Here is a 21,072-nt window from a genome sequence, read left to right on the forward strand (position 1 = left end):
CGGTCCGGGCCCGACCCGGGAGGGTCGCCGGTCCACGCGAGTCCCATGATGGCGCGGTGTAGGCCCCGGCCGGGGGCGTCCCGGACGGATCGAGCCGTACTGAACATGCTCTGACGGTGCCCCCAGGGCGGGTCAGGGCCGGGCGGGCCGTTATCGGGGGACCTTCGGCCTCTTTTGGGGCGCAGCCCTTCCCCCGACTCTGGAACAAGGGGGGCGATGAACCGATTCGACGGGTCCTACGTGCTCGTGGGCTTCGATGGTTCGCCGGCCAGTGAACGCGCGCTGCGCTGGGCCGTCGACGAGGCACGGCTGCGGCGCCTGCCACTGACCGTGTGCCACGCCTGGCAGTGGTCCTATCCCGTGCCACCCTCCGGGCCGGAGGCCATGGAAACGGCGCGCAAGATGGCCCAGCACGTACTGGACAAGGGGGTGTTCATCGCACGGGAGGTCTCACCGCGGACCCGTACGCAGGGCCGGCTGGTCGCCGGGCCGGCGCCGGCGATGCTGGTCAACCAGTCCAAGAACGCCTCCCTGGCGCTGATCGGCACGTACGGAGAGGGCGCCTTCGCCGGGTCCTCCGCCATCCAGCTGCCCGCGTACGCGCACTGCCCGGTGATCGTCGTACGGTGCGTCGCCGACCGCGGCCGCCCGGTGGTGGTGGGGGTCGACGGCTCCGCCGCGTCGGACGCCGCCCTCGCCTTCGGGTTCGAGGAGGCGGCGCTGCGCGGGCAGCGGCTGCGGGCGGTGTTCGGCTGCTGGGAACCCGAGGCGATCGCGTCCGCCGAGATGGGGATGATCACCGATCCGGAGGAGCTGCGCGTCATGGCGGCCGGCCGGCTGGAGCGGACCGTGTCGCCCTGGCGGGAGAAGTATCCCTATGTGGACGCCGAGACGGCCCTCGCGATGCGGACACCGCGGCACGCGCTCCTCGAAGCCGCCGCGGGCGCCGCGCTGCTCGTGCTGGGCGGGCGGGGGCTGGGCGGCGTCGCGGGGCTGAGGCTCGGCGCGGTCGGCAGCGCCATGCTCCAGCACGCCCCGTGCTCGGTGGCGATCGTACGGCCGTGGATCTGAGCCATGATCGGCCCGCTCTATGGCCGAAGTCCGGGGGACCAGGGACTTTCGCCGCTCACGCCACCCCTCGCGGAGGGTGATCCTCGATATAGGAGAGACCACGACGGGGGGCAACACAGATGGGCGCGGAGATCGGAGTGAGGCCGTCGACGGAGGCGGCACACGAGGAATGGATGGCGGGGGCGCCCGGGCGGCTTCGCAGGACGCTCCCGGAGGCCGGGAGCGTCCTGGCCGTCGTGGCGCGGCCCGGTGACGAAGCCTGCTACCTGGGGGCCGTGCTGGACGCCTTCCGCGTCGGCGGCAGCGAGGTGAACGTGCTGGCCTTCAGCCGCGGGGACGCGTCGCCCTTCAACGACTCGATGGAACGGCTGGGGTCGATCCGGCCGTTCGAGTTCGACGCGGCCGCGTCCGCCCTGCGGGCGACGCACTGCGTGCTGGCCGACTACCCGGAGGCCGAGCTCCGGCGGCTGCCGATCGCCCAGCTCGCCGAACGCGTGATCCGGATGATCCGTGAGTGGCGCGTGGACCTGCTGGTCACGGTCGACGGCCGGGTGGGCGACCGTACCGCCGCGAACGTCTGCTGCCGCGCGGGCCGCGAACTCGCCGTACCCGTACTGGGCTGGACGCTGCCGCACGCGGTGGCCAGGTCCGTACGCGAGGCCACGGGCCTTTCGGTGACCGGCGACGCGGACGGGAGGATCGACTTCGAGCTGCAGGTGCGCCGGACGATCCAGCGGTACGCGATGCTCGCGCACTGGAGCCAGTCCAGGGGCGACGGCACCCACCTCGCGCGCCTCACGGTCCAGGGCGACCGCGAATGGCTGCGCTGGCTCGTTCCCACACCAGCCTGCGAAGACACACCCGAGAGGGGAGCGGAGTGATAGCGGGGGTATCCGTCGCGGAGGTGATGAGAGACAAGGTCGTCGCCGTACGCGAGAGGGCGAGGTTCACCGAGATCGCGTCGGCGATGCGGCGCTTTCACATCTCGTCACTGCCGGTCATCGATTCACAGGACCGGGTGATCGGCCTGATCTCCAACTACGACCTGCTGCTGGGAGACGGGGGCCCGCAGAACGGCCGGAGCCGTCTTCTGTCCCGGTTGCGGCACCGGGACCGGTGCGAGAGCGCGGGGATGCTCGCCACCGAACTGATGAGCTCACCGGCCGTGACGGTTACCGCGTCGACGCCGGCCCGTGACGCGGCACGCGAGATGTACCGGCACCGCATCCACCAGCTTCCGGTGGTCGACGCCGTGACCGGGCGGCTCACCGGGGTCATCACCCGGTCCGACCTGCTCGCGGTGTACGAGCGGCCGGACGAGGACATCCGCGGCGAGATCCTGTTCGGCATCATCGAGCACACCCTGGGGATGCCACCCGGACGGTTCGAGGTGACGGTCGTCAGCGGCGCGGTGACGATCCGCGGGCACCTCGAACGCCGTTCCGCCGCGCTGCGGCTCGCCGAGGCGATCGCGCACGTCGACGGTGTCATCACGGTCATCGACCATCTGACGTTCGCGTGTGAGGACACCACCCCGAAGATGCCCCGCGCCCGGCTGTGAGGGCGGGTCCGGTCAGGCGGCGTGGTGCCTGCCGCGCAGCCGGAGTTCGCCCAGGTCCGTCACGACGAAGTCCGCGCCGTGCTCGCCGAGCCGTGAACCGCCGAGCCGGTCGACGCCGACCACCAGCCCGAAGCCGCCACGCTGGGCCGCGGTCACGGCCGCGCCGGTCTCCTCGATCACCGCCGTGTGCTTCGGCTGGGCGCCCAGACGGAGTGCGGCCTGCACGAACAGCGCCGCGTCAGGACAGGTCGGAAGGCCCGTCCCGGGTGCGTCGAGACCGTCCAGGACGATGTCGAACATGGCCATCACGCCCGCGCTCCTGAGCACCTCGGTGCCGTGCCGCTGCGTGGACACCGCCGCCGCGTGGATTCCGCGCCTGCGGCACTCCCGGATCAACGTCACGGCGGAGCCGAACGGGCTCACACCGTGCCGGTGGACCTCGGCGAGGAAGAACTCCTCGTGACGCATCGTCAGCCCGCGCAGGTCGTCGTAGGGCAGCGTGATGTCGCGAGAGGCGAGAAAGTCCCGTGCCCCCGCCAGCCGTGGTTTTCCGTGGACGTAGCGCAGATAGTCGCGGCGTACGTCGAACGGCACGAACGCGGTCTGGTGGGCCGCCGCGTACGTGCGCAGGAACGGGTCGAGCACCGTCTTCCACGCCCCTGCCGAAGCACGCGCGCTGTCGATGATGACGCCGTCCACGCCGAAGATCACAGACGTTATGTCGCCTCCGAGCGCACACTGACCGGATCTGGTTCGCATGGCCCGTTCACCTCATTCCCCGTGGTCTGTCCCCCCATCGGTCTTCCCGGTCTCGGCCGGCGCCATCCGGGTCGCCGGGGTGGATTATGGCCCGCTCACGGCGGCATCACCGCCGTGAGCGGCCACGACGCCGTCCGGCCGGCCAGGGTCCGTGCCGCGCGCGAGGTCAGCACTACGACGGCGACGTCTTCGCCCAGCGAACGCCAGGCCGCGAGTACGGCCTCGGGTCCCTCGGCGGGCAGGATGATCGCGCCCGCGAGACCGAAGCCGAGCACTTTGCCGCTTTCCCCGATGATCGCGATCTTTGCCATGTCACGCCTTTCCGAAGAGAGGTGTGCCGACGGCGGGTCGTCGGTCGCGGCGGGCTCCGGAGGGCCGATGACCGGGGCGTGTTCGCGTGCGCCGGCCCGGCCGCCCGGGTGGAACCGTTCATGGAGGTCGCGCAATGTCGGCATGTCCTCCATGTTCATTCGTGCGACCCGGTTCGGGGCAGGGCCGCACGGAAGTCAGAGATGGGACCTTCGCCCCGGTTTGTCCCCTGGGGCCGCTCGGGCCGCTGGATCATCCGCGAGGTCGTGCCGAAGCCCGGCCGGGACCTTCGTCTCGTCCGGCGCGCACGCGCCCGGCCGCGCGTTCGCGTCGCCGGTGCGGCACCAGGGCCTCATGCGAAGTCGCTGTCCTGCGGCGCGGCGCTCGCTACGGATGAGGCCCTACGGTGAAACGGTGACCTCACTGCCGGAAGACCCGTCGCCACCGGCGAGCGAAGGCGACCGTGACACGGCCGTACGGCGCCTGCAGGAGGCGTACGCCGAAGGGCACATCTCGCACGAGGAGATGGACGCACTCCTGCACCGGGCGCTCACCGCCACTTCGCGCGGCGAGCTCGTGTCGGCTCTGGCCTCGCTCCCGGAAAAGGACGCGGGCACCACGTCCACGATCGGCGCCGCGAGCGGCCGGATCCGGCGGCGAGTCAGCTTTGGGCAGGGTGCACCTCGACCTGTCCCGTGCGGTCATCGAGCATCCGGTGGTCGACATCGAGTTGCGGCTCGGCACCGGCGGGGCGAAGATCACGGTGCCGCGCGACGCGATCGTCGAGGTCGAGGAGCTGCGCACCGGGTGGAAGGACTCGCGTTACAAGCCCCGGCGGCGTTCCGGCTCCGGCGGGCCGAGGATCCGGATCTCCGGGACCATGGGCTTCGGACGGTTGAAGATCCGCCACGCGCGGCGTTGAGGCCGCCTCCAGCACCAGGACCTCGAATAGGCAGAACCGTCTTTTGGGCGACAAAAGCGCAGGGAAAGGGCCGTCCTGAAATGGCGGTGCGGTCGCATGGATGCACCGAACGCGGCAATGATCCAATAATGTGCCGTGAGTGCGCATTCCCCCCAAGAAGCGGCTGTACATCACCACGACCGTCGGTGTCGTCTCCGTCGCCCTGGCGGCGGTGTCGGGCGCCGGGGCGGCCAATGACGGTGCGCTGAAGCCGTTCTGGGTCGCCCTCGGCATCCTCATGACCGTCGTCGGCGCCGCAGTCCCCGGCTACGAGCAGCTCCGCAAGGAAAGACAGCGCAAGGAGGCGCACCAGGCGGCGATCGACGCGGCGGTCGAGATGCGGGTGACGATCAACGACGCGCTCGACCCGATCGTGCGTCAGCTCGGCCGCATCGCCACGGCGACGAGCAAACAGGAGCGCGGAAACCTGCGGGAGGCGACGATCCCGATGATCCTCGACTCCGCCGCGCACCTCATCAAGGGCCATCGGGTACGGGCTTGCTGGTTCCACATCGCCGAGGGACGGCCGAGAAGGCTCGAGCCCGTCCAGTACGCCGGCCGTGCGGACGCGCCGGTGACGGTCTTCCAGGAGGGCACCCCCGAGGGCGACTCCGTGTTCGCGATGATCCGGAACAACGACGACCTGCAGTCCTCCGACGTCGACCGGCATCCCCCGGCGGGCTGGCACGGCTCCGACGAGCACGGCTACCGCTCGTTCGTCGCCGTTCCCGTGGTGGCGGGGCAGACGCCGTACGGCATGCTCACGGTGGACGCCATGAACGCCGGTGGTGTCAGCCGCTCGGAGGTGCCGTTCGTACGCCTCCTGGCCGGGCTGCTCGCCGACGCCCTGGCGTACGGGGCGACCGAGGAAGGGCTCCGCCGCCTCGTCCGCTGATGTCGGTTGTCTTTTTACGGACATGCCCGGACACTTAGGGAAGAAGGGGAGTGGGGCCATGCCGGACGAGATAGTCGTAAAGGACTCTGACGACCGCTCCGAGCGGATGATCAATAACCCGGACCGCTACTTCGCCGAGGCACGCGAGCGGGCCGAACGCGAGGTCAGACGCGAGGCCGAGGTCGACGAGCGCAGCGGCGCGCGGGACGGGCGCGAATAGCGGTCCGCGGGGCACCCGCCGAGGTGCGGACGACGGCTTTCGGGGGAAGGTCGTCATCAGTGACGTTCACCGTGGGTGATCGCGCCGGTAGACGACTCGGGGGAATGACGTGCGTCCCGTCACTGATGTGCTCATCGTGGGCGGCGGCCCGACCGGGCTGATGCTCGCCGGTGACCTGGCCGCCACGGGCGTCTCCTGCGCCGTCATCGAACGCCGCGACCGGGACTCCAACCTCACCCGGGCCTTCGGCGTGCACGCTCGCACGCTGGAACTGCTCGACTCCAGGGGACTGGCCGACGATCTCGTCGCCACCGGCCGGCCGTCCTCGCGAATGGGCTGGTTCGGCCTTGACTTCTTCCACCTGCCGACCCGTTTCCCGTACGTGCTGATCACACCGCAGTACGAGACCGAACGCCTGCTGGGCGACCGGGCGCGCGCCCTCGGCGCCGAGATCGTGACCGGTACCGAGGCCCTCGCGCTGAGGCAGGACCCGGACGGCGTCGACCTGACCGTCCGCGAGCCCGGCGGGCAGGTGCGTACCCTGCGGACGCGTTACCTCGTGGGGACGGATGGCGCGCACAGCATGGTGCGGCGCGAGCTCGGCCTGCCCTTCCCCGGCCAGTCGGTCGTACGGTCCGTGATGCTCTGCGACCTGCGGCTCCTCGACCCGCCGGCGGACTCCGTAACGGCCAAGGCCACCGGCGACGGCTTCGTGTTCATCGTGCCGTTCGGCGACGGCTGGCACCGCGTGATCGGCTGGAACCGCCGCAACCAGCTCCCCGATGGCGCACCGGTCGACTTCGAGGAGCTCCGCGACCTGACCCGGCGTGTCCTGGGCACGGACCTCGGCATGCACGACCCGCGCTGGATCTCGCGGTTCCACAGCGACGAGCGCCAGGTGCCGCGCTACCGCGACCGCCGGGTGTTCCTCGCTGGCGATGCCGCACACGTGCACTCACCGGCCGGCGGCATGGGCATGAACACCGGGCTGCAGGACGCGGCCAACCTCGCCTGGAAGCTCACCGCCGCCGTACGTGGCTGGGCACCTGAGGGGCTGCTCGACACGTACCACGCGGAGCGATACCCGGTCGGACGGCGCGTGCTGCGCACCAGCGGCGCGATCCTGCGCGCGGTCATGATCCGGGCGCGCCCTCTGCGCGCCTTCCGCGACAAGGTCCTCGAGGCCGCGACAAGAATCGACCCGATCTCACGGCACCTGGCCGGCGCGGTCTCCGGTATCGACATGGCCTACCCCGCACCGCCCGGCGCGCATCCCCTCGTCGGCCGCCGGGCCCCGGACATCCCGCTGGCCGGCGGCACGCCGCGAACCCTGTACCGCGCCCTGCGCCCGGGCCGTTTCCTGCTGGTGATGCCCCCGGACGCCGCGAAGCCCGCCCTGCCGGTCACCGGCTGGTCCGACCGCGTGGACCTGGTGACGGCGGGCGGGATGACCCGCAACGTGGTACTGGTACGGCCGGACGGATACATCGCGTGGGCCGCGGTGGACGCCGACCGAGCGGACCGCGCGGCCACGATCCGCACGGCGTTGAACGAATGGTGCGGCCCGGCCGCCGGCCGCGTCGCCCACTGACGACCGGAGGTCGTGCCGCGGGGTCGTGCTGGCTTTCCTGCGGATCGCGTGTGTGTCTGGGGCGGCGACACGGGTCGCCGGCCGTGTGGCCCACTGACGACTGGGGGTCGTGTCGAGGGGCCGTGCTGGCCTTTCTACCGATCGCGTGCATGTGTCTGGGGCGGCGGCACGGGTCGTCGGCCGTGGCGCCCACCGGCGATCGGGGGTCGAGTCGCGGTCCCATGCGTGGCTGGGCTTTCTGCGGATCGCGTGTACGGGTCTGGGGCGGCGGCGTGGGACTCGGCCGTGTCGCCCCTCTGGCGATCAGGGGGCGAGCCGGCGTCCCATGCGTCGCTGATCCTCCGAGGATCGCGTGTACGGGCCTGCGTGGCGGCATGGGATCCCGGTCGCTTGTTCACGGTGGGCCGGATCAGCATCACGCCGGAGTCCGCGGTCGCTCACCTCCGCCCCGCGCCGGTCGCTCATCTCCGCGCCCCTACGGGGCGTTGCGCCCCTTAGGCGGGTCGGCTGCCAGGTCCACGTCATTCGTGGCTGAGTCCGCTCCGCCCACCGCCCATCACCGGCTATCGCCGGGCCATCACCACCCATGTCGACCACAGGTCGTTGCTCGGGGCGATGCATGACAGCGTGCGGTGCGTTCCCGGCGGACGGATCGTCCGCCCGCCGTGGAGCCGGCCGGGACCTGTGGTTGCGATCAGGGCGGATGCCGGTTGAGTGGCGGCGGTTGGTCGGGATTCGGGCGGACGCCGGACGAGTGGCGGCCTGTCGCCGGTGACGTCGCTCGGTGCGTACAGGCGGAGATCGAGCCTCGCGTGTGGGCAGGCTCGGCCGGCCCCGAGGTCGGGGCGTTCGCCGGCGCCGCCTCTTCCGGCGGGCCGGACGGCGGATTACGGTGCCGCCGGTCGACGCGCTCGCCGCGTCCTTGCCCCGGAACCGATGGAACCGGCCGCGCGACGTACGTCATCCACCTCAGGCGCTCAGGCGCTCAGGCGCTCAGGCGCTCAGGCGTCTGGGTCGTTGTCGGCGGCGGCGTCGTCGTCGTCCTGGTCGTGGCCATGGGCCTCGTGGACGCTCTCCTTGGTGCCGTCGTAGCGTCGGCCGACGGACTCGGCGGCGCGGTTGGACAGGTCCGCGGCGGTGCGGACGTGGTCGTCCTTGCGCTCCTGTGCCGAACGCTCGTCGTCCCGGTCCTTGGACTCGGACTCCATGCTGTGCCCTCCTCGTACGGTTTCCGTGAACGGTTCCCCAGCCTAGAGGGCCGGTGATCGCGAGGACGCATCGCGGTGGTGCGGTAGCGTCGCGCCGTGGGCGGAGCGAGGGTGGCGGCCGAATGGGAGCCCGAGCACACCGTCTCCGCGGCCGAGGCGGCCGTGCTCATCGGGGCGGGGTTCCCCCGGCTGCGCGGCGCGCCGGTCGACGAACTGGCCACCGGCTGGGACAACACCGTCTTCCTCGTGGGCGGAGACTGGATCTTCCGGTTTCCGCGACGTTCGGTCGCGTTGCCCGGCGTCCGGCGCGAGATCGAACTCCTTCCGCGGCTGGCTCCCCGGCTGCCTCTACCCGTGCCCGTACCCGAGCTGGTCGGGGACCCGTCGCCCTCGTACCCCTGGCCGTTCTGGGGCGCCCGGCACATTCCCGGCCGCGAGCTCGCCGAGTCCGGTCGCCCCGACGATGACAGGGCGGCCGCCGCGGCCGATCTCGGGGCGTTCCTGCGGGCGCTGCACGAGCTCCGCCCGCCGGCCGGAACCGACCTGCCACGCGACCCGATCGGCCGTGGCGAACCCTCCGTACACGCGCCGAAGGCACGCGAGCGACTCGCCCGCCTCGTACGTGATGGCCGGTGGGAACCCGATCCGGCGGTCGAGCGGCTCCTCGAAGCAGGTGATCGCATCAAGCCGTACACGGGTCCCGTCTCGATCTGCCACGGGGACCTGCACATCCGCCATCTCCTCGTGAACGATGACGGACGCGCGACGGGCGTCATCGACTGGGGCGACCTGTGCATGGCCGACCGTTCGGTCGACCTGTCCCTGGCCTACGGAGGCTTCACCGGGCCGGCACGTACGGCGCTGCTGTCCGCGTACGGCCCGGTCGGCGCCGAGCGGGAGATCAGGGCTCGGGTCCTGGCGGTGTTCCTGTGCGCGGCACTCGCCGAGTACGCCGCCGGCACCGGACGATCACGCCTCCTGCACGAGGCCCTGACAGGCATCACCCGCGCGACCACCGACTAGCACCGCACCCCGCCCTCACCCGACCGCCACCGCCCTCACCCGACCGCATCCCGCGGCGCCTGAGGGGCCCGCCTGCACGGGCCCGCCTGCACGGGCCCGCCTGCACGGGCCCGCCTGCACGGGCCCGCCTGCACGGGCCCGCCTGCACGGGCGGGCCTGCACGGGCGGGTCTGAATGGGCGGGTCGCCACCGGCTCGTCATCCACCGGTCTCACCCGACCGCATCCCGCGCCGCCTGAGGGGCCCGCCTGCACGGGCGGGTCGTCACCGGCTCGTCATCACTGGCCCGCCTTCTGACCCGGTCTTCCCCGGCCCGGCCCCACCCCCAATCTCCACCTCCGACCCCCACCCCCAACCCCCACCCCCAACCCCCACTCCCAGGCCCCAGCCCCAGTCCCCGGGCCTGCGTACCGCCAAGCCAACAGAGCAGCGCTCTCGTTTCGGCGCGATGCTCTGTTAAGGTCGGGACATGAACGCGAGTCGCACGGCGAGAGAGCGGGTGCGGGCCGAGCTCATCGAGGAGATCACCGAGATCGCCCGGCGCCATCTGGCACGCGACGGTGCGGCCGGTCTGTCGCTCCGGGCCGTCGCCCGCGAGATGGGCATGGCCTCCTCGGCGATCTACCGCTACTACCCGAGCCGCGACGACCTGCTCACCGCCTTGATCATCGACGGCTACAACGCTGTGGGAGACGCGGTCGAGAAGGCCGAGGCGGCCTGCCCGCGCGAGGACCACCTCGGCCGTTGGCTGGCGGTCTGCCACGCCGTACGCGACCGCGCGCTGGCGCACCCGCACGAGTACGCGCTGCTCCACGGCTCGCCGGTGCCCGGCTACAGCGCCCCGCAGGACACCATCGGACCCGCGATGCGGGACGCCGTGGTCTTCGGCCGGATCATCGCCGACGCCCATCGCGCGGGCCTGCTCGACCCGCCGGGCGGCTACCCGCCGGCACCGGAGTCGTTCGGCGCGGACGCGGAAGGGATACGGCAGGCGGTGCTGCCCGGCCTTCCCGACGACATCGTCGCGCGGGCGGTGACCGCCTGGCCGGGGCTGTACGGCGCGGTGAGCTTCGAACTCTTCGGGCAGTACAACAACGTGATCACGGACCTGCGCGCCACGTTCGACTACGCGATGCGTGGCCTGGGCCGTCACATCGGTCTACCGGAGCGCTGAAACCCATGGGCGACCCTGCGAGCGCCACGGACGGCAGGAAAACGGTGCGGGGCCGGGTGCCCGAACGGCACCCGGCCCCGCGTTTCGAACTAACTGGTGGATATCCCTACCGGAACGACCGCAGGTAGGAGGCGGTCGGGCTGCCGACACCGGTGCCGATGTCGTACCCCGGAGTGGCGGACAGCGCGTCCGCCTTCGAGATGCCCTTGTTCCCCGAAGTGACCAGGATGTAGAGCAGCGGCCCCGTCCCGGCGTACGGGTCGGTGTAGTTGGTGCGGACGTACGCGACCGGGTCACGGCCCTGCGGCTGGTCGGTCACGTCGTTGTAGAGGTGCTTGCCCTCACGCAGGTAGATCGACGGGTTGGCGAAGCCGATCGGCTGCCGTCCCTGTGCCTGCTGGGCGAGTGCCTGTACACCCGCGATGATCGGCGCCGAGAGGCTGGTGCCACCGACACGGCTCTCGGTGTAACCGAAGGAGCCGTCCGACCGCTGGTTCCACTCGGGGTACCGGATGCCGGTGCCCGAGTCACCCACCGCGGAGATGTCCGGGATGGTACGCATCGGCTGCTTGGCGGTCGTACCGTCCGGCAGCTTCGTGCTCAGCGACTTGGGCACGACACCGCGCTGGTAGCCCGGCTGGGCGAAGATGTCGCTCACACCGCCGCCGCCACCGGCCGAGTAGGTGCTCGGGTAGGTGCCGGGAGGCGGCGAGCTCCAGCTCTTGCCGTTCGCCGCGAGGTTGTCGTACTGGACGTTCCAGTGCGCCTCGAACTTGTAGTTGTTCGACTTGCCCACCGCGAGGGTCGTACCGCCGACCGCGGTCACCCACGGGTCGGAGGCCGGCAGGTCGGCCTGACGGCGCGTCGACTGCGCGTCGCCGTAGCGAGCCTGGCACGGGGTGCCCGGCACCTCGTAACCGCAGTCACCGGTGGAGAAGTAGAAGCCGATGCCCTCGATCGCGCCCTGCTGGAAGATGGACTCTTCGGCGTCGATCCCCGCCTGGGTGTAGTGCTCGGCCAGGTCACCCCACGAGTTGGTGACGATGTCGGCCAGGTGGTTGTCGACGATGTTCGTGAGGGCGGTGTCGAGGCCGTCGGCGCAGTTCTGCGCGCCCACGTACACGACGTTGGCCTTCGGTGCGATGTCGTGCACCGCGGTGACGTCGAGCGCCTCTTCGCCGTACCATCCGGCCGCGCCGCACTCGTCGACCAGGTCGAAGGTCGGCGGCAGGACCTCGCGGTACTGACCCTTGGCGAACCCGGGGGCGCCGTGCTTGGCGGCGAACTGGTTCTCGACCTGCTCCATCTTCGGCGCGGCGTACGCGTCGACGACGGCGACGGTCGCGCCCTTACCGGTCAGGCCGCTCGCGGTCCCGCCGTACGCGCCGCGCAGCTTGTCGGGCAGGTAGCCGCAGGTCGCGCGCGGCTGGTGCTTTCCGTACGCGGTCGGCTTGTCGTTCGCGACCTTCTCGCCCCAGTACGTGCCGCACGGCTCCGCGACGTTGTAGTTCGGCTCCGGCGGAGGAAGCGTGTCGCCGTGGGTCCGCAGGTGCTTGCCCGTGTCCAGGCCGGTCACCGTGAGGACGGCGCTCGCGACGCCATCCGGGACGGTGGCGTTGTTCTCGGGCGCGCGGGCGACCGTGCCCTGCGCCGAGTAGTTGCGGAACTCGGTGCCGAAGGCCCCGGTCGCCTTGTCCACGTGACCGGTCACGTGGAGGTAGTGGCTGTTGGAGCCGGCGAGGTCGACGTACAGGCCCGCGCCGCGGATCCACGAGGTGACCGCGGTGACCTGCTGCTGGCTGGCCCCGAAGCGCTGGTTGAACTGCTGAGGGGTGAGGAACTTGCCGTACTGCTGGTTGCCCGGGGTGGACACGGCCTGCGCGTACGCGTCGAGCCCCTTGGGGTCGCGGCCGGAGAGCCAGACCCTCGCGTCGACTCGCTGATTGCTATCGGTCTTGCCGCGGTCGGCAGAGGAGCGCGCCCAGGTGGGCTTGGTCCCCGCCACCGTCTGCCGGTCGTTCGCCTGCGCCGTCCCCGTGGCTGCGAACGCTGCCGCGACAAGCGGCAGTGCCACGGCCGCGGCTGTCAGAGCGCGACGACGTCGTCCGTCTCGTGACATCCACCAGTCCTTTCGTCAGCGGCCGAAAGGCCGCCACGAGAGGATTTCGATGCTTCTCGGGTGAAGCAATGGTCGTTATGGAAAAGATGCAAAAATCGGGAACTGGGGGCCAGAAGTGGACATCTGGGTGTGACCTTGCGCACTGGGGGTGGAGCGCCGATAGTGGAGGTGGCGATGCCTGACGGCGCGGGGGGCCGTTATGGTTCTACTAGGTCGTACGCCGCCGGCCGTGCCGGGGCGGGCGCGGCACCGTACCAAGGGCGAGATGGTCGTCTCGGTGCTGACGTCGACCGATCACAAGGTGATCGGCTATCTCTACCTCACGACGTCCTTCAGCTTCTTCATGGTCGCCGGGCTGGCAGCGATGCTCATCCGTGCCGAGCTCGCGACGCCCGGCCTGCAGTTCGTCGACGGTGAGCAGTACAACTCGCTGTTCACGCTGCACGGCACGTTGATGCTGCTGCTGTTCGCGACCCCGCTGTTCGCCGGGTTCGCCAACGTCATCATGCCGCTGCAGATCGGGGCGCCCGACGTCGCGTTCCCGCGGATGAACGCGCTGAGCTACTGGATGTTCCTCTTCGGCGGGTTGATGGTGGTGGGGGCGTTCTTCACGCCGGACGGCCCGGCGTCCTTCGGCTGGACCGCGTACTCACCCCTCAACAGCGTGGTCAGGACGCCCGGCATCGGCGGGGATCTGTGGATCATGGGGCTCGTGCTGTCCGGCCTCGGCACGATCCTGACCTCGGTCAACTTCGTCACCACCATCATCGGCATGCGGGCGCCGGGGATGGTGATGTTCCGGATGCCGATCTTCACGTGGAACGTCCTGTTCACCAGCGTCCTCGTGCTGATGGCCTTCCCGATCCTGGCGGCGGCGCTGCTGGTCCTGGAGGCCGACCGCAAACTCGGCGCGCACGTCTTCGACGCGAGGTTCGGCGGGGCGATGACCTGGCAGCATCTCTTCTGGTTCTTCGGCCATCCCGAGGTGTACATCATCGCGCTGCCGTTCTTCGGGATCGTGACCGAGGTGATCCCGGTCTTCAGCCGCAAGCCACTGTTCGGCTACGTCGGCATGGTCGGCGCGACGACCGCGATCACGGGCCTGTCGATGACCGTGTGGGCGCACCACATGTTCGCGACGGGCCAGGTGCTGCTGCCGTTCTTCTCGTTCATGTCCTTCCTCATCGCGATCCCGACCGGCGTGAAGTTCTTCAACTGGACGGGCACGATGTGGCGGGGGCATCTGTCGTTCGAGTCACCCATGCTGTGGGCGATCGGGTTCCTTGTGACGTTCCTGTTCGGCGGCCTGACCGGCGTCATCCTCGCCTCGCCGCCGCTGGACTTCCACGTCACCGACAGCTACTTCGTGGTGGCGCACTTCCACTACGTCGTCTTCGGCACCGTGGTCTTCGCGATGTTCGCCGGCTTCTACTTCTGGTGGCCGAAGATGACCGGGAAGATGCTCGACGATCGCCTGGGGAAAATCCACTTCTGGATGCTGTTCATCGGCTTCCATACGACGTTCCTCATCCAGCACTGGCTGGGCGCCGAGGGCATGCAGCGGCGCGTACCGGACTACTCGTCCCAGTTCGCCCCGGAGAACCTCATCTCCAGCCTGGGAGCGTTCCTGCTGGGCCTGTCGACGCTGGTGTTCATCTACAACGTGTACCGGACGGCACGGCTGGCCCCGAGAGTCGCCGTGGACGACCCGTGGGGGTACGGCAACTCCCTTGAGTGGGCGACGTCCTGCCCGCCGCCGCGGCACAACTTCCTCGCGATCCCCCGGATCAAGTCCGAGCGCCCCGCGTTCGACCTGCACTATCCCCACGCTCCGGAGGTGGAGAAGAGCCGCCGAGCCTGAAGCCTGGCCGCCCGGGCACAGTCCGGGCCGCCCCGGGTCCATGCCGTTGCATGGGAGCGGTGGCGGCCCCTGCCGCCAGGCCACCCGAGCGCCCTGCCTGAAGCCTGGCCGCCCAGGCGCAGTCGGGGCCGCGTCCCCGGGTCCATGCGTGTTTGGGAGTTGTCGCTGCCCCTACCGCCCGGCTACCCGAGCGCCCTGTGTTCGAGCTGCACTATCCCCACGCGTCGGAGGTGGAGAAAACCCGCCGAGCCTGAAGCCCGGCCACCCGGGCGCAGTCCGGGCCGCGCCCCCGGGTCCATGCCGTGTGGGGAGCGGTGGCGGCCCCTACTGCCCGGCCACCCGAGCGCCCTGCCTGAAGCTCGGCCGCCCAGGCGCAGTCCGGGCCGCGCCCCCGGGTCCATGCCATCTGTGGGAGCGGTCGCTGCCCCAACCGCCCGGCCACCCCAGCGCCCTGTGTTCGACCTGCACTATCCCCACGCGCCGGAGGTGGAGAAAAGCCGCCGAGCCCGGCCGCTGACCGGGCCGCCACCCGGTCCATGCCATGTGTGGAGAACGGCCGCCGCCCTTACCGCTCGGCCGGCCGAGGGGACACCGAGCCGCTGTTGGGTCCATGCCGTGTGCCGTCTGATGCGCACCGCGACTGGCGCGCGACGGCGCCGTACGAATCGCGCTGGCCGCTCGCGCGACCGGCTCGGGCCGCGCCGGGCCGTACTGTCAGTGGACTACGTGCGGCTCGGATGTTCTCCCCACGCCCCCGTGGTGGGGAGAACCCGGTGCCAGGGCCTCATCCGAAGTCCCGCTGTCCTACTGCGCGACGTCCGGACGACGCCTCGCCGCGTTGTCGTCGGCCGACACCAGGCCGACTCCCTCCTCGACCTTGCGACGCGCCGCGTGAACTGCCGCTCGCTACGGACAGAGACTCCGAGACGGGTCCCTCAAGCAGAAAATCCAGACTCCGGTGTAACCAAGCTCCGGCAGACCTGCACCTAGGGACGCAGGCGACTGAGACCGCGGCGGGCGACGCGTACCGCTCCCTCCGGTGACAGGCGTACTCCCCGCCACGCCGCGCGGGCGGAGGCCGGGGCGACGATCAGGGCCTGGTTCTTGTCGATACCGCGGAGTACGTCGCGGGCGAGCGCCTCGGCCGTGTAGAGCCTGCGCTGGATGCGCAGCGCGGCTTCGCGCGCGTTGGTGGCGGCCTCGGTCGGCGGCAGGTCCGGGTTGGCGTTGTCCAGCAGGGGAGTGTCCACGAAACCGGGACAGATCGCACTCACTCGTACGCCGGCGGCGGCCGCCTCGGCACGCAGGCCCAGGCTGAGCCCGACGACCGCGTGCTTGGTGGTCGTGTAGGGCAGCATCATCGGCGCGGGCACCAGCCCGGCCAGCGAGGCGGTGTTGAGGATGTGCCCGTGGCCCTGCGCCACCATGATCGGGTACGCGGCGTGCACGCCGTGGATCACGCCGCGAAGGTTGACGTCGAGCGTCCTGTTCCAGTGGTCGAGGGTGAGCTCGTCCGTCCTGCCGCCGACCGCGATGCCGGCGTTGTTGAAGACCAGGTCGAGGCGGCCGTGCCGTTCGCGTACGTCGCGGTACAGCGCGGAGACCGCGTCGGGGTCGGTCACGTCGAGCTCGGCGGCCTCGGCCGTACCGTGCCCGGACAGTCGGCCGGCGACCTCGTCGGCGCCACGCTTGTCGAGGTCGGCGACCGTCACGGTGTCGCCGCGCAGGACGAGGGCGGTGGCGATGGCGCGGCCGATGCCGGACGCACCGCCCGTGATGAGGGCGACGTTCACGAGCGGGCCGCCTTCCTGCCACGGCGGGTGGCCGGCTCGTCCCACAGTCCGACGGCACGCCAGACCTGCTTGCTTACCGGGTCCATCATGCCGATCTCGGCGGCGAGGTCACGGACCTTGGCGACGCAGTTCTTCAGCTCGGTGCCCCAGGACTCGTCGCGGTACGCCTCGCGGATCACGTCCTTGGGGATGCCGAAGTAGCGGACCATCGCGCCGGGAGGAGCGAGCATGATGCGCGCCATCAGGCCGAGGATCAGCGGTGAGACGATGCCGAGGACCTTGCGGCGTACCGGGTCGATGCGCGGCACCCGGTGCTTGAGGTAGTGCCGGGCGAACGAGATGTGCCGCGCCTCCTCGGCGATGTGGATGCGCATGATCTTTTCCTGCAGCGGGTGGAGCGGGTGGTCGCTCTTGATGGTCTGCCGCTGGAAGTAGTCGATCGGGTCCTCGCCGCCGAGGACGAAGACGAAGAACAGCTCGGTCGAGATCCGCGGGATGTGCGGGGCGACCTGCGCGATCAGGTCGAGGCTCCGCGGCATGCCCTTGATCGGCATCTCCGTACGGTTGACGAACTCCTGGAACATCATCGCGTGATGGCATTCCTCGGTCGTCTCGTGCAGGACGTACCGGAACTCCGGTGAGCCGTTCGGCAGCTTGTACGCGTAACTGAGCAGGCCGCGCTTGAGGAGGTTCTCGAACTGCAGGCCGATCTTCATCGTGGTGGCGACGCGCCACAGGCCGATCTGGGCCTGGATGTGCTCGGGCTGCTCGCGGTACCACTGGGTGGCGCCGAAGCTGTCGATCGGCGGCAGGATCCAGCGGGGGTCGTTCTTGTCCAGATGGAAGTCGGGGTCCTCCCACGGGATGTCGGCGTACGCCTCCCAGTGTTTGTCCACGGAGGCCTTGCTGAGGCGTTCGATGACGCCGACGTAGGCCTTGCGGTCCTGGACCTTTTCGCGGACTTCCTCGTCCAGCGTCGTGCTCGTGGGGTTCGACATCTTTTGCTCCCTTAGTCAGCCGGGATGAGCAGACGGGCGAAGCTCTTGAGTTGGGCCAGTACGGCCGCCTGGTGGCCGTGTTCGTCATCGTCGAGGGAGTTCTGCAGTGTCAGCCCGATGAGGGTGGCGAACAGGTTGCGGATCAGCGTGTCGGCTGCCTGCTCGTCCAGGGACACCGGGAACAGGCGATGGAACGTCTCGAGGATCACCTCGACGACCCGCTCGTTGACGCCGATGCTGAGCTCACGCAGAGTGGGGTCGGTACGCGCGGCCATGGCGAGTTCCATGAGGGCCAGCGACGGCGCCTCGCGGAAGGTGACCCAGACCAGATCGAGCGCCCCCTCGACGTTGCGCTCACTGTCGGGAAGACCGTTGAAGGCCTGCTCGTAGGCGAGGCGCTGCCCCTCCAGCAGGTGTTCGAGCGCGGCGGCGACGAGCAGCATCTTGGTGGGGTAGTGGTGCTGCTGCGCGCCACGAGAGACCCCGGCGCGACGGGCGACCTCGGTGGTGGAGGTACCCGCCCAGCCCAGCTCGGCGAGGCACTCCACGGTCGCGTCGAGCAGACGCCCCTGAGTCTCGGCGCGACGCTCCTCCTGGGTACGGGGAGCGCCCTGCTGGTCACTTCTGTGATGACGGCGGCTGCTTACTGGCACGTCTTTGACAGTAGAAGCCTGAATACAAGCAATCAAGCCTGCTTGTATGTTGCGCCTGTCACATATTGGACGCGACGTCCAAGTAGGACTGCTTTCCTTGGCCGCGGGCCGGGCCGCGGGCCGCGGGCCGCGGGCTGTGTGTTGGCAGTGACCAGGCCGTTGATGTCTAGACGCGGCAGCCGACGTCATAGGCCGCTCGACACTCGGGCTGGGCGGCTGGAGTCGGATCTCGTGTGAGTGGGTGCGTGCAGGCGGGGTTCGCGTGAGCGGGGTTCGGTGGATTGGCGTTCGGGTGAGCGGGACTCGCCTAGGCGAGCTAGGGGGTCTCAGAGGACTGCCCAGCTCCTGCCGCCGCTGACTCTCGGCCGCGAACCCTTAGCCGTGGCGCACCTTGCGAGTCTTCCGTGCATCGTCCCGACTTCCGCGGCTACAGCTGACCTCTGCGCAGCGACCTCACTCCCGCACACGGCCCCGGCCCCAGTCCCGGCCCCAGTCCCGGCCCTGGTCCCGGCCCCAGTCCCAGTCCCGGCTCCGGCTCCGGTCCCAGTCCCAGTCCCGGCTCCGGCTCCGGTCCCAGTCCCGGTCCCGGCTCCGGCCCCATTCCCATTCCCGGCCCCGGCCCCGGCCCCGGTCCCGGTCCCGGCTCCGGCCCCATTCCCGGCCCCGGTCCCGGTCCCGGCTCCGGCCCCGGTCCCGGCTCCGGTCCCGGTCCCGGCTCCGGTCCCGGTCCCGGCTCCGGTCCCAGTCCCGGCACCGGCCCCCGCCGGGGATCCCGGTTTCGGCCTTGGCCGTGGTCTCCCTGTACTGGCCCGGCTCGCGGTCCTGGCGTATCGCGGCGGCTTCCGCGCGTCGCCCTACAGTCGCCATCACGCCCGGCCTTCGGGCCACCGTCCAACGAGCCAGGCTGAGCCTTCGGGCGCCGGCTCGTACTGCCGGCTTTCCTGCCGACTTCCCTGCGGGTCGGCTGGTGTTCTCACAGCGCCCCCACCTCCCTTTCCGTCCGCAGTGGGTATTTCGGGGAGGTCTGGCATCGCGAAAAACCTCGCGCTCCTGAGCGCCGCCTTTCGTTAGGGTTGTCGCCATGCAGGTCAGCCAGTCGGACAAGCTCGCCAACGTTCTCTACGACATCCGTGGCCCGGTACTCAAACGAGCCATGCAGATGGAGGCCGAGGGTCACCAGATCCTCAAGCTGCACATCGGGAACCCCGCCCCGTTCGGCTTCGACGCTCCGGATGAGATCCTGCAGGACGTCATCCGCAACCTGCCCGTCGCCCATGGTTACAGCGACTCCAAGGGGATCCTGCCCGCGCGGCGTGCGGTCGTTCAGCACTACGAGCAGCAGGGGTTCGCCGGAGTAGACGTCGAGGACGTCTACCTCGGAAACGGTGTGTCCGAGCTGATCGTGATGGCCATGCAGGCGCTGCTCAACAACGGCGACCAGGTGCTGATCCCCGCCCCGGACTACCCGCTGTGGACGGCCGCGGTCTCCCTCGGCGGCGGCACCCCCGTCCACTATCTCTGCGACGAGTCCAACGGCTGGATGCCCGACCTCGCCGACATCGAGGCGAAGATCACCTCGGACACCAAGGCCATCGTGATCATCAACCCGAACAACCCGACCGGCGCGGTCTACTCTCGCGAGCTGCTCGAGGGTGTGGCCGAAATCGCCCGGCGGGAGGGGCTGCTGATCCTCGCCGACGAGATCTACGACCGCATCCTGTACGACGACGCGGAACACGTCTCGATCGCCCCGCTCGTCCCCGACCTGCCGTCCCTGACCTTCTCGGGCCTGTCGAAGGCGTACCGGGTCTGCGGTTTCCGCTCCGGCTGGATGGTGGTCTCCGGCCCGAAAGAACACGCCGAGTCCTACATCGAGGGCCTCGACATGCTGGCCAACATGCGGCTCTGTCCGAACGTACCTGGCCAGCACGCGATCCAGGCCGCACTCGGCGGCTACCAGACGATCAACGACCTGGTACTCCCAGGTGGCCGCCTACGCGAACAACGCGACCGCGCATGCCGCCTCCTCAACGAAATCCCGGGCGTGAGCTGCGTCAAGCCATCCGGCGCGCTGTACGTCTTCCCGCGCCTGGACCCGGTGATCTATCCGATCGAGGACGACCAGAGCTTCGTACTCGACCTCCTGGAGAGCCAGCGGATCCTGGTCGTACAGGGCAGCGGCTTCAACTGGCCCGCCCCCGACCACCTAAGGATCGTGACTCTGCAACACGCGGACGAGATCGAGGAGGCCATCGGCCGCCTGGGCGAGTTCCTGGCCACCCGCCGAGCCTGACGAACGCCAGTAACGCGCCCGAATCCGTCCACCGCTCAGCGCCCCGGGGGTCTGCCCGGCGTCAGCGCCGCGATCCTGCTGAGAGTCACACCCGGGACTCCCGGCCCACCACGCCAAGTCGGATGCATCGCGGAAGGGCATGCCAGGCCCCGGCGTGCCATGCTGATTGACGCACGGCATGCCCCAGCGCCCATGACGCGGCGCGCCGCGACGTAGGTGCGGCACCAGGTTGTGGCGGCGCGGCGTCGGGGGCGGTCGCGACGCGTTCGAACGGGCGACGTGCTACGACGGGCGACGCGTTCGGACGGGCGTCGCGCTACGACGGGCGCATCGCGGCAGGGCATGCCAGGTCCCGGCGTGCTACGCCGATTGATAGACGGCACGCCCCCGCATCCACGACGCAGCGCGCCCCGACGCAGGCCCGGCACCAGGGGTCGGCAGTGTCGCGGGCGGCCGCGACGCGATGCGACGCGTCGGGCGCATCGCGGCAGGGCAGGCCAGGTCGCGGCGTGCCACGCCGATTGACGCACGGCATGCCCCGACACCCATGACGCAGCGCGCCGCGACGCAGGTCCGGGACCACA

The 21,072-nt window shown here is 70.4% G+C and carries 18 protein-coding genes and 1 pseudogene; 12 read left to right on the top strand and 7 right to left on the bottom strand.

Going from position 1 to position 21,072, the window contains the following annotated elements; genetic code table 11:
• The first annotated feature begins 216 nt into the window (after positions 1 to 216).
• The 3 genes from FB559_RS26135 to FB559_RS26145 all read left to right on the top strand — a co-directional run bounded on the left by FB559_RS26135 (position 217) and on the right by FB559_RS26145 (position 2,632).
• Positions 217 to 1,071 carry a universal stress protein gene (locus FB559_RS26135; protein ID WP_141958556.1) on the top strand — a complete coding sequence of 285 codons (855 nt, stop codon included), beginning with the start codon at positions 217 to 219 and terminating at the stop codon, positions 1,069 to 1,071.
• A 137-nt stretch (positions 1,072 to 1,208) separates the two neighbouring features.
• Positions 1,209 to 1,952, top strand: coding sequence for a PIG-L family deacetylase (locus tag FB559_RS26140; RefSeq protein WP_185792408.1), 744 nt, complete (start codon positions 1,209 to 1,211; stop codon positions 1,950 to 1,952).
• A gap of 26 nt (positions 1,953 to 1,978) precedes the next feature.
• On the top strand, positions 1,979 to 2,632 hold the full coding sequence (locus FB559_RS26145; RefSeq protein WP_185792409.1) for a CBS domain-containing protein: 654 nt from the start codon (positions 1,979 to 1,981) through the stop codon (positions 2,630 to 2,632).
• A gap of 12 nt (positions 2,633 to 2,644) precedes the next feature.
• On the opposite strand, the gene FB559_RS26150 is transcribed toward FB559_RS26145, so the two are convergent.
• Together FB559_RS26150 and FB559_RS26155 are read right to left on the bottom strand one after the other, a co-directional pair.
• A complete protein-coding gene (locus tag FB559_RS26150; RefSeq protein ID WP_141958562.1) occupies positions 2,645 to 3,391 on the bottom strand; it encodes an HAD family hydrolase in 747 nt (248 codons plus the stop codon).
• A gap of 95 nt (positions 3,392 to 3,486) precedes the next feature.
• Entirely contained in the window at positions 3,487 to 3,846 is a 360-nt protein-coding gene (locus FB559_RS26155; RefSeq protein ID WP_141958564.1) for a V-type ATP synthase subunit F, read from the bottom strand.
• Positions 3,847 to 4,183: 337 nt separating this feature from the next.
• Between FB559_RS26155 and FB559_RS45770 the strand changes: the two are divergent.
• The 5 genes and pseudogenes from FB559_RS45770 to FB559_RS26170 all read left to right on the top strand — a co-directional run.
• Positions 4,184 to 4,240, top strand: a pseudogene (locus tag FB559_RS45770) (hypothetical protein); the annotation flags it as partial.
• Between the two features lie 127 nt (positions 4,241 to 4,367).
• Positions 4,368 to 4,622: a cell wall-active antibiotics response protein gene (locus tag FB559_RS45775; protein ID WP_246122645.1), complete on the top strand. Its 255-nt coding sequence runs from the start codon at positions 4,368 to 4,370 to the stop codon at positions 4,620 to 4,622.
• 139 nt (positions 4,623 to 4,761) lie between these two features.
• Complete coding sequence (locus FB559_RS26165; protein WP_141958566.1) at positions 4,762 to 5,556, top strand: GAF domain-containing protein; 795 nt, start codon at positions 4,762 to 4,764, stop codon at positions 5,554 to 5,556.
• Positions 5,557 to 5,614: 58 nt separating this feature from the next.
• A complete protein-coding gene (locus FB559_RS44120; RefSeq protein ID WP_185792410.1) occupies positions 5,615 to 5,776 on the top strand; it encodes a hypothetical protein in 162 nt (53 codons plus the stop codon).
• A gap of 109 nt (positions 5,777 to 5,885) precedes the next feature.
• Positions 5,886 to 7,367 (top strand): FAD-dependent monooxygenase, encoded by a 1,482-nt coding sequence (locus FB559_RS26170; RefSeq protein WP_141958568.1) that lies wholly within the window; start codon positions 5,886 to 5,888, stop codon positions 7,365 to 7,367.
• Between the two features lie 1,001 nt (positions 7,368 to 8,368).
• Here FB559_RS26170 and FB559_RS26175 read toward each other — a convergent pair.
• Positions 8,369 to 8,575 carry a hypothetical protein gene (locus FB559_RS26175; RefSeq protein ID WP_141958569.1) on the bottom strand — a complete coding sequence of 69 codons (207 nt, stop codon included), beginning with the start codon at positions 8,573 to 8,575 and terminating at the stop codon, positions 8,369 to 8,371.
• 96 nt (positions 8,576 to 8,671) lie between these two features.
• On the opposite strand from FB559_RS26175, the gene FB559_RS26180 reads away from it, so the two are divergent.
• The gene (locus FB559_RS26180; protein WP_246122060.1) at positions 8,672 to 9,598 is read left to right on the top strand and encodes a phosphotransferase; all 927 of its coding nucleotides are present in this window, start codon (positions 8,672 to 8,674) and stop codon (positions 9,596 to 9,598) included.
• Between the two features lie 468 nt (positions 9,599 to 10,066).
• The gene (locus FB559_RS26190; protein ID WP_141958571.1) at positions 10,067 to 10,771 is read left to right on the top strand and encodes a TetR/AcrR family transcriptional regulator; all 705 of its coding nucleotides are present in this window, start codon (positions 10,067 to 10,069) and stop codon (positions 10,769 to 10,771) included.
• Positions 10,772 to 10,877: 106 nt separating this feature from the next.
• Here FB559_RS26190 and FB559_RS26195 read toward each other — a convergent pair whose 3' ends face one another.
• Positions 10,878 to 12,845 carry a S53 family peptidase gene (locus FB559_RS26195; protein ID WP_221640188.1) on the bottom strand — a complete coding sequence of 656 codons (1,968 nt, stop codon included), beginning with the start codon at positions 12,843 to 12,845 and terminating at the stop codon, positions 10,878 to 10,880.
• 244 nt (positions 12,846 to 13,089) lie between these two features.
• On the opposite strand from FB559_RS26195, the gene ctaD reads away from it, so the two are divergent.
• Positions 13,090 to 14,751, top strand: coding sequence for an aa3-type cytochrome oxidase subunit I (gene ctaD / locus FB559_RS26200; RefSeq protein WP_141958574.1), 1,662 nt, complete (start codon positions 13,090 to 13,092; stop codon positions 14,749 to 14,751).
• A 986-nt stretch (positions 14,752 to 15,737) separates the two neighbouring features.
• On the opposite strand, the gene FB559_RS26205 is transcribed toward ctaD, so the two are convergent.
• Genes FB559_RS26205 through FB559_RS26215 form a run of 3 tightly spaced genes read right to left on the bottom strand, consistent with a single transcriptional unit; the run spans position 15,738 to position 18,195 of the window.
• On the bottom strand, positions 15,738 to 16,544 hold the full coding sequence (locus FB559_RS26205) for an SDR family NAD(P)-dependent oxidoreductase (protein WP_141958576.1): 807 nt from the start codon (positions 16,542 to 16,544) through the stop codon (positions 15,738 to 15,740).
• Positions 16,541 to 17,542 carry an AurF N-oxygenase family protein gene (locus tag FB559_RS26210; RefSeq protein ID WP_141958578.1) on the bottom strand — a complete coding sequence of 334 codons (1,002 nt, stop codon included), beginning with the start codon at positions 17,540 to 17,542 and terminating at the stop codon, positions 16,541 to 16,543. The genes FB559_RS26205 and FB559_RS26210 overlap by 4 nt, the downstream gene beginning before the upstream one ends.
• A gap of 11 nt (positions 17,543 to 17,553) precedes the next feature.
• Positions 17,554 to 18,195, bottom strand: a complete 642-nt coding sequence (locus FB559_RS26215; RefSeq protein WP_246122062.1) for a TetR/AcrR family transcriptional regulator — start codon at positions 18,193 to 18,195, stop codon at positions 17,554 to 17,556.
• A 1,081-nt stretch (positions 18,196 to 19,276) separates the two neighbouring features.
• Here FB559_RS26215 and FB559_RS26225 point away from each other — a divergent pair.
• Positions 19,277 to 20,488, top strand: coding sequence for a pyridoxal phosphate-dependent aminotransferase (locus FB559_RS26225; protein ID WP_141958580.1), 1,212 nt, complete (start codon positions 19,277 to 19,279; stop codon positions 20,486 to 20,488).
• Positions 20,489 to 21,072 lie beyond the last annotated feature (584 nt).

Origin of the sequence: Actinoallomurus bryophytorum (genome assembly GCF_006716425.1) — a bacterium.
GTDB classification, from domain to species: domain Bacteria; phylum Actinomycetota; class Actinomycetes; order Streptosporangiales; family Streptosporangiaceae; genus Actinoallomurus; species Actinoallomurus bryophytorum.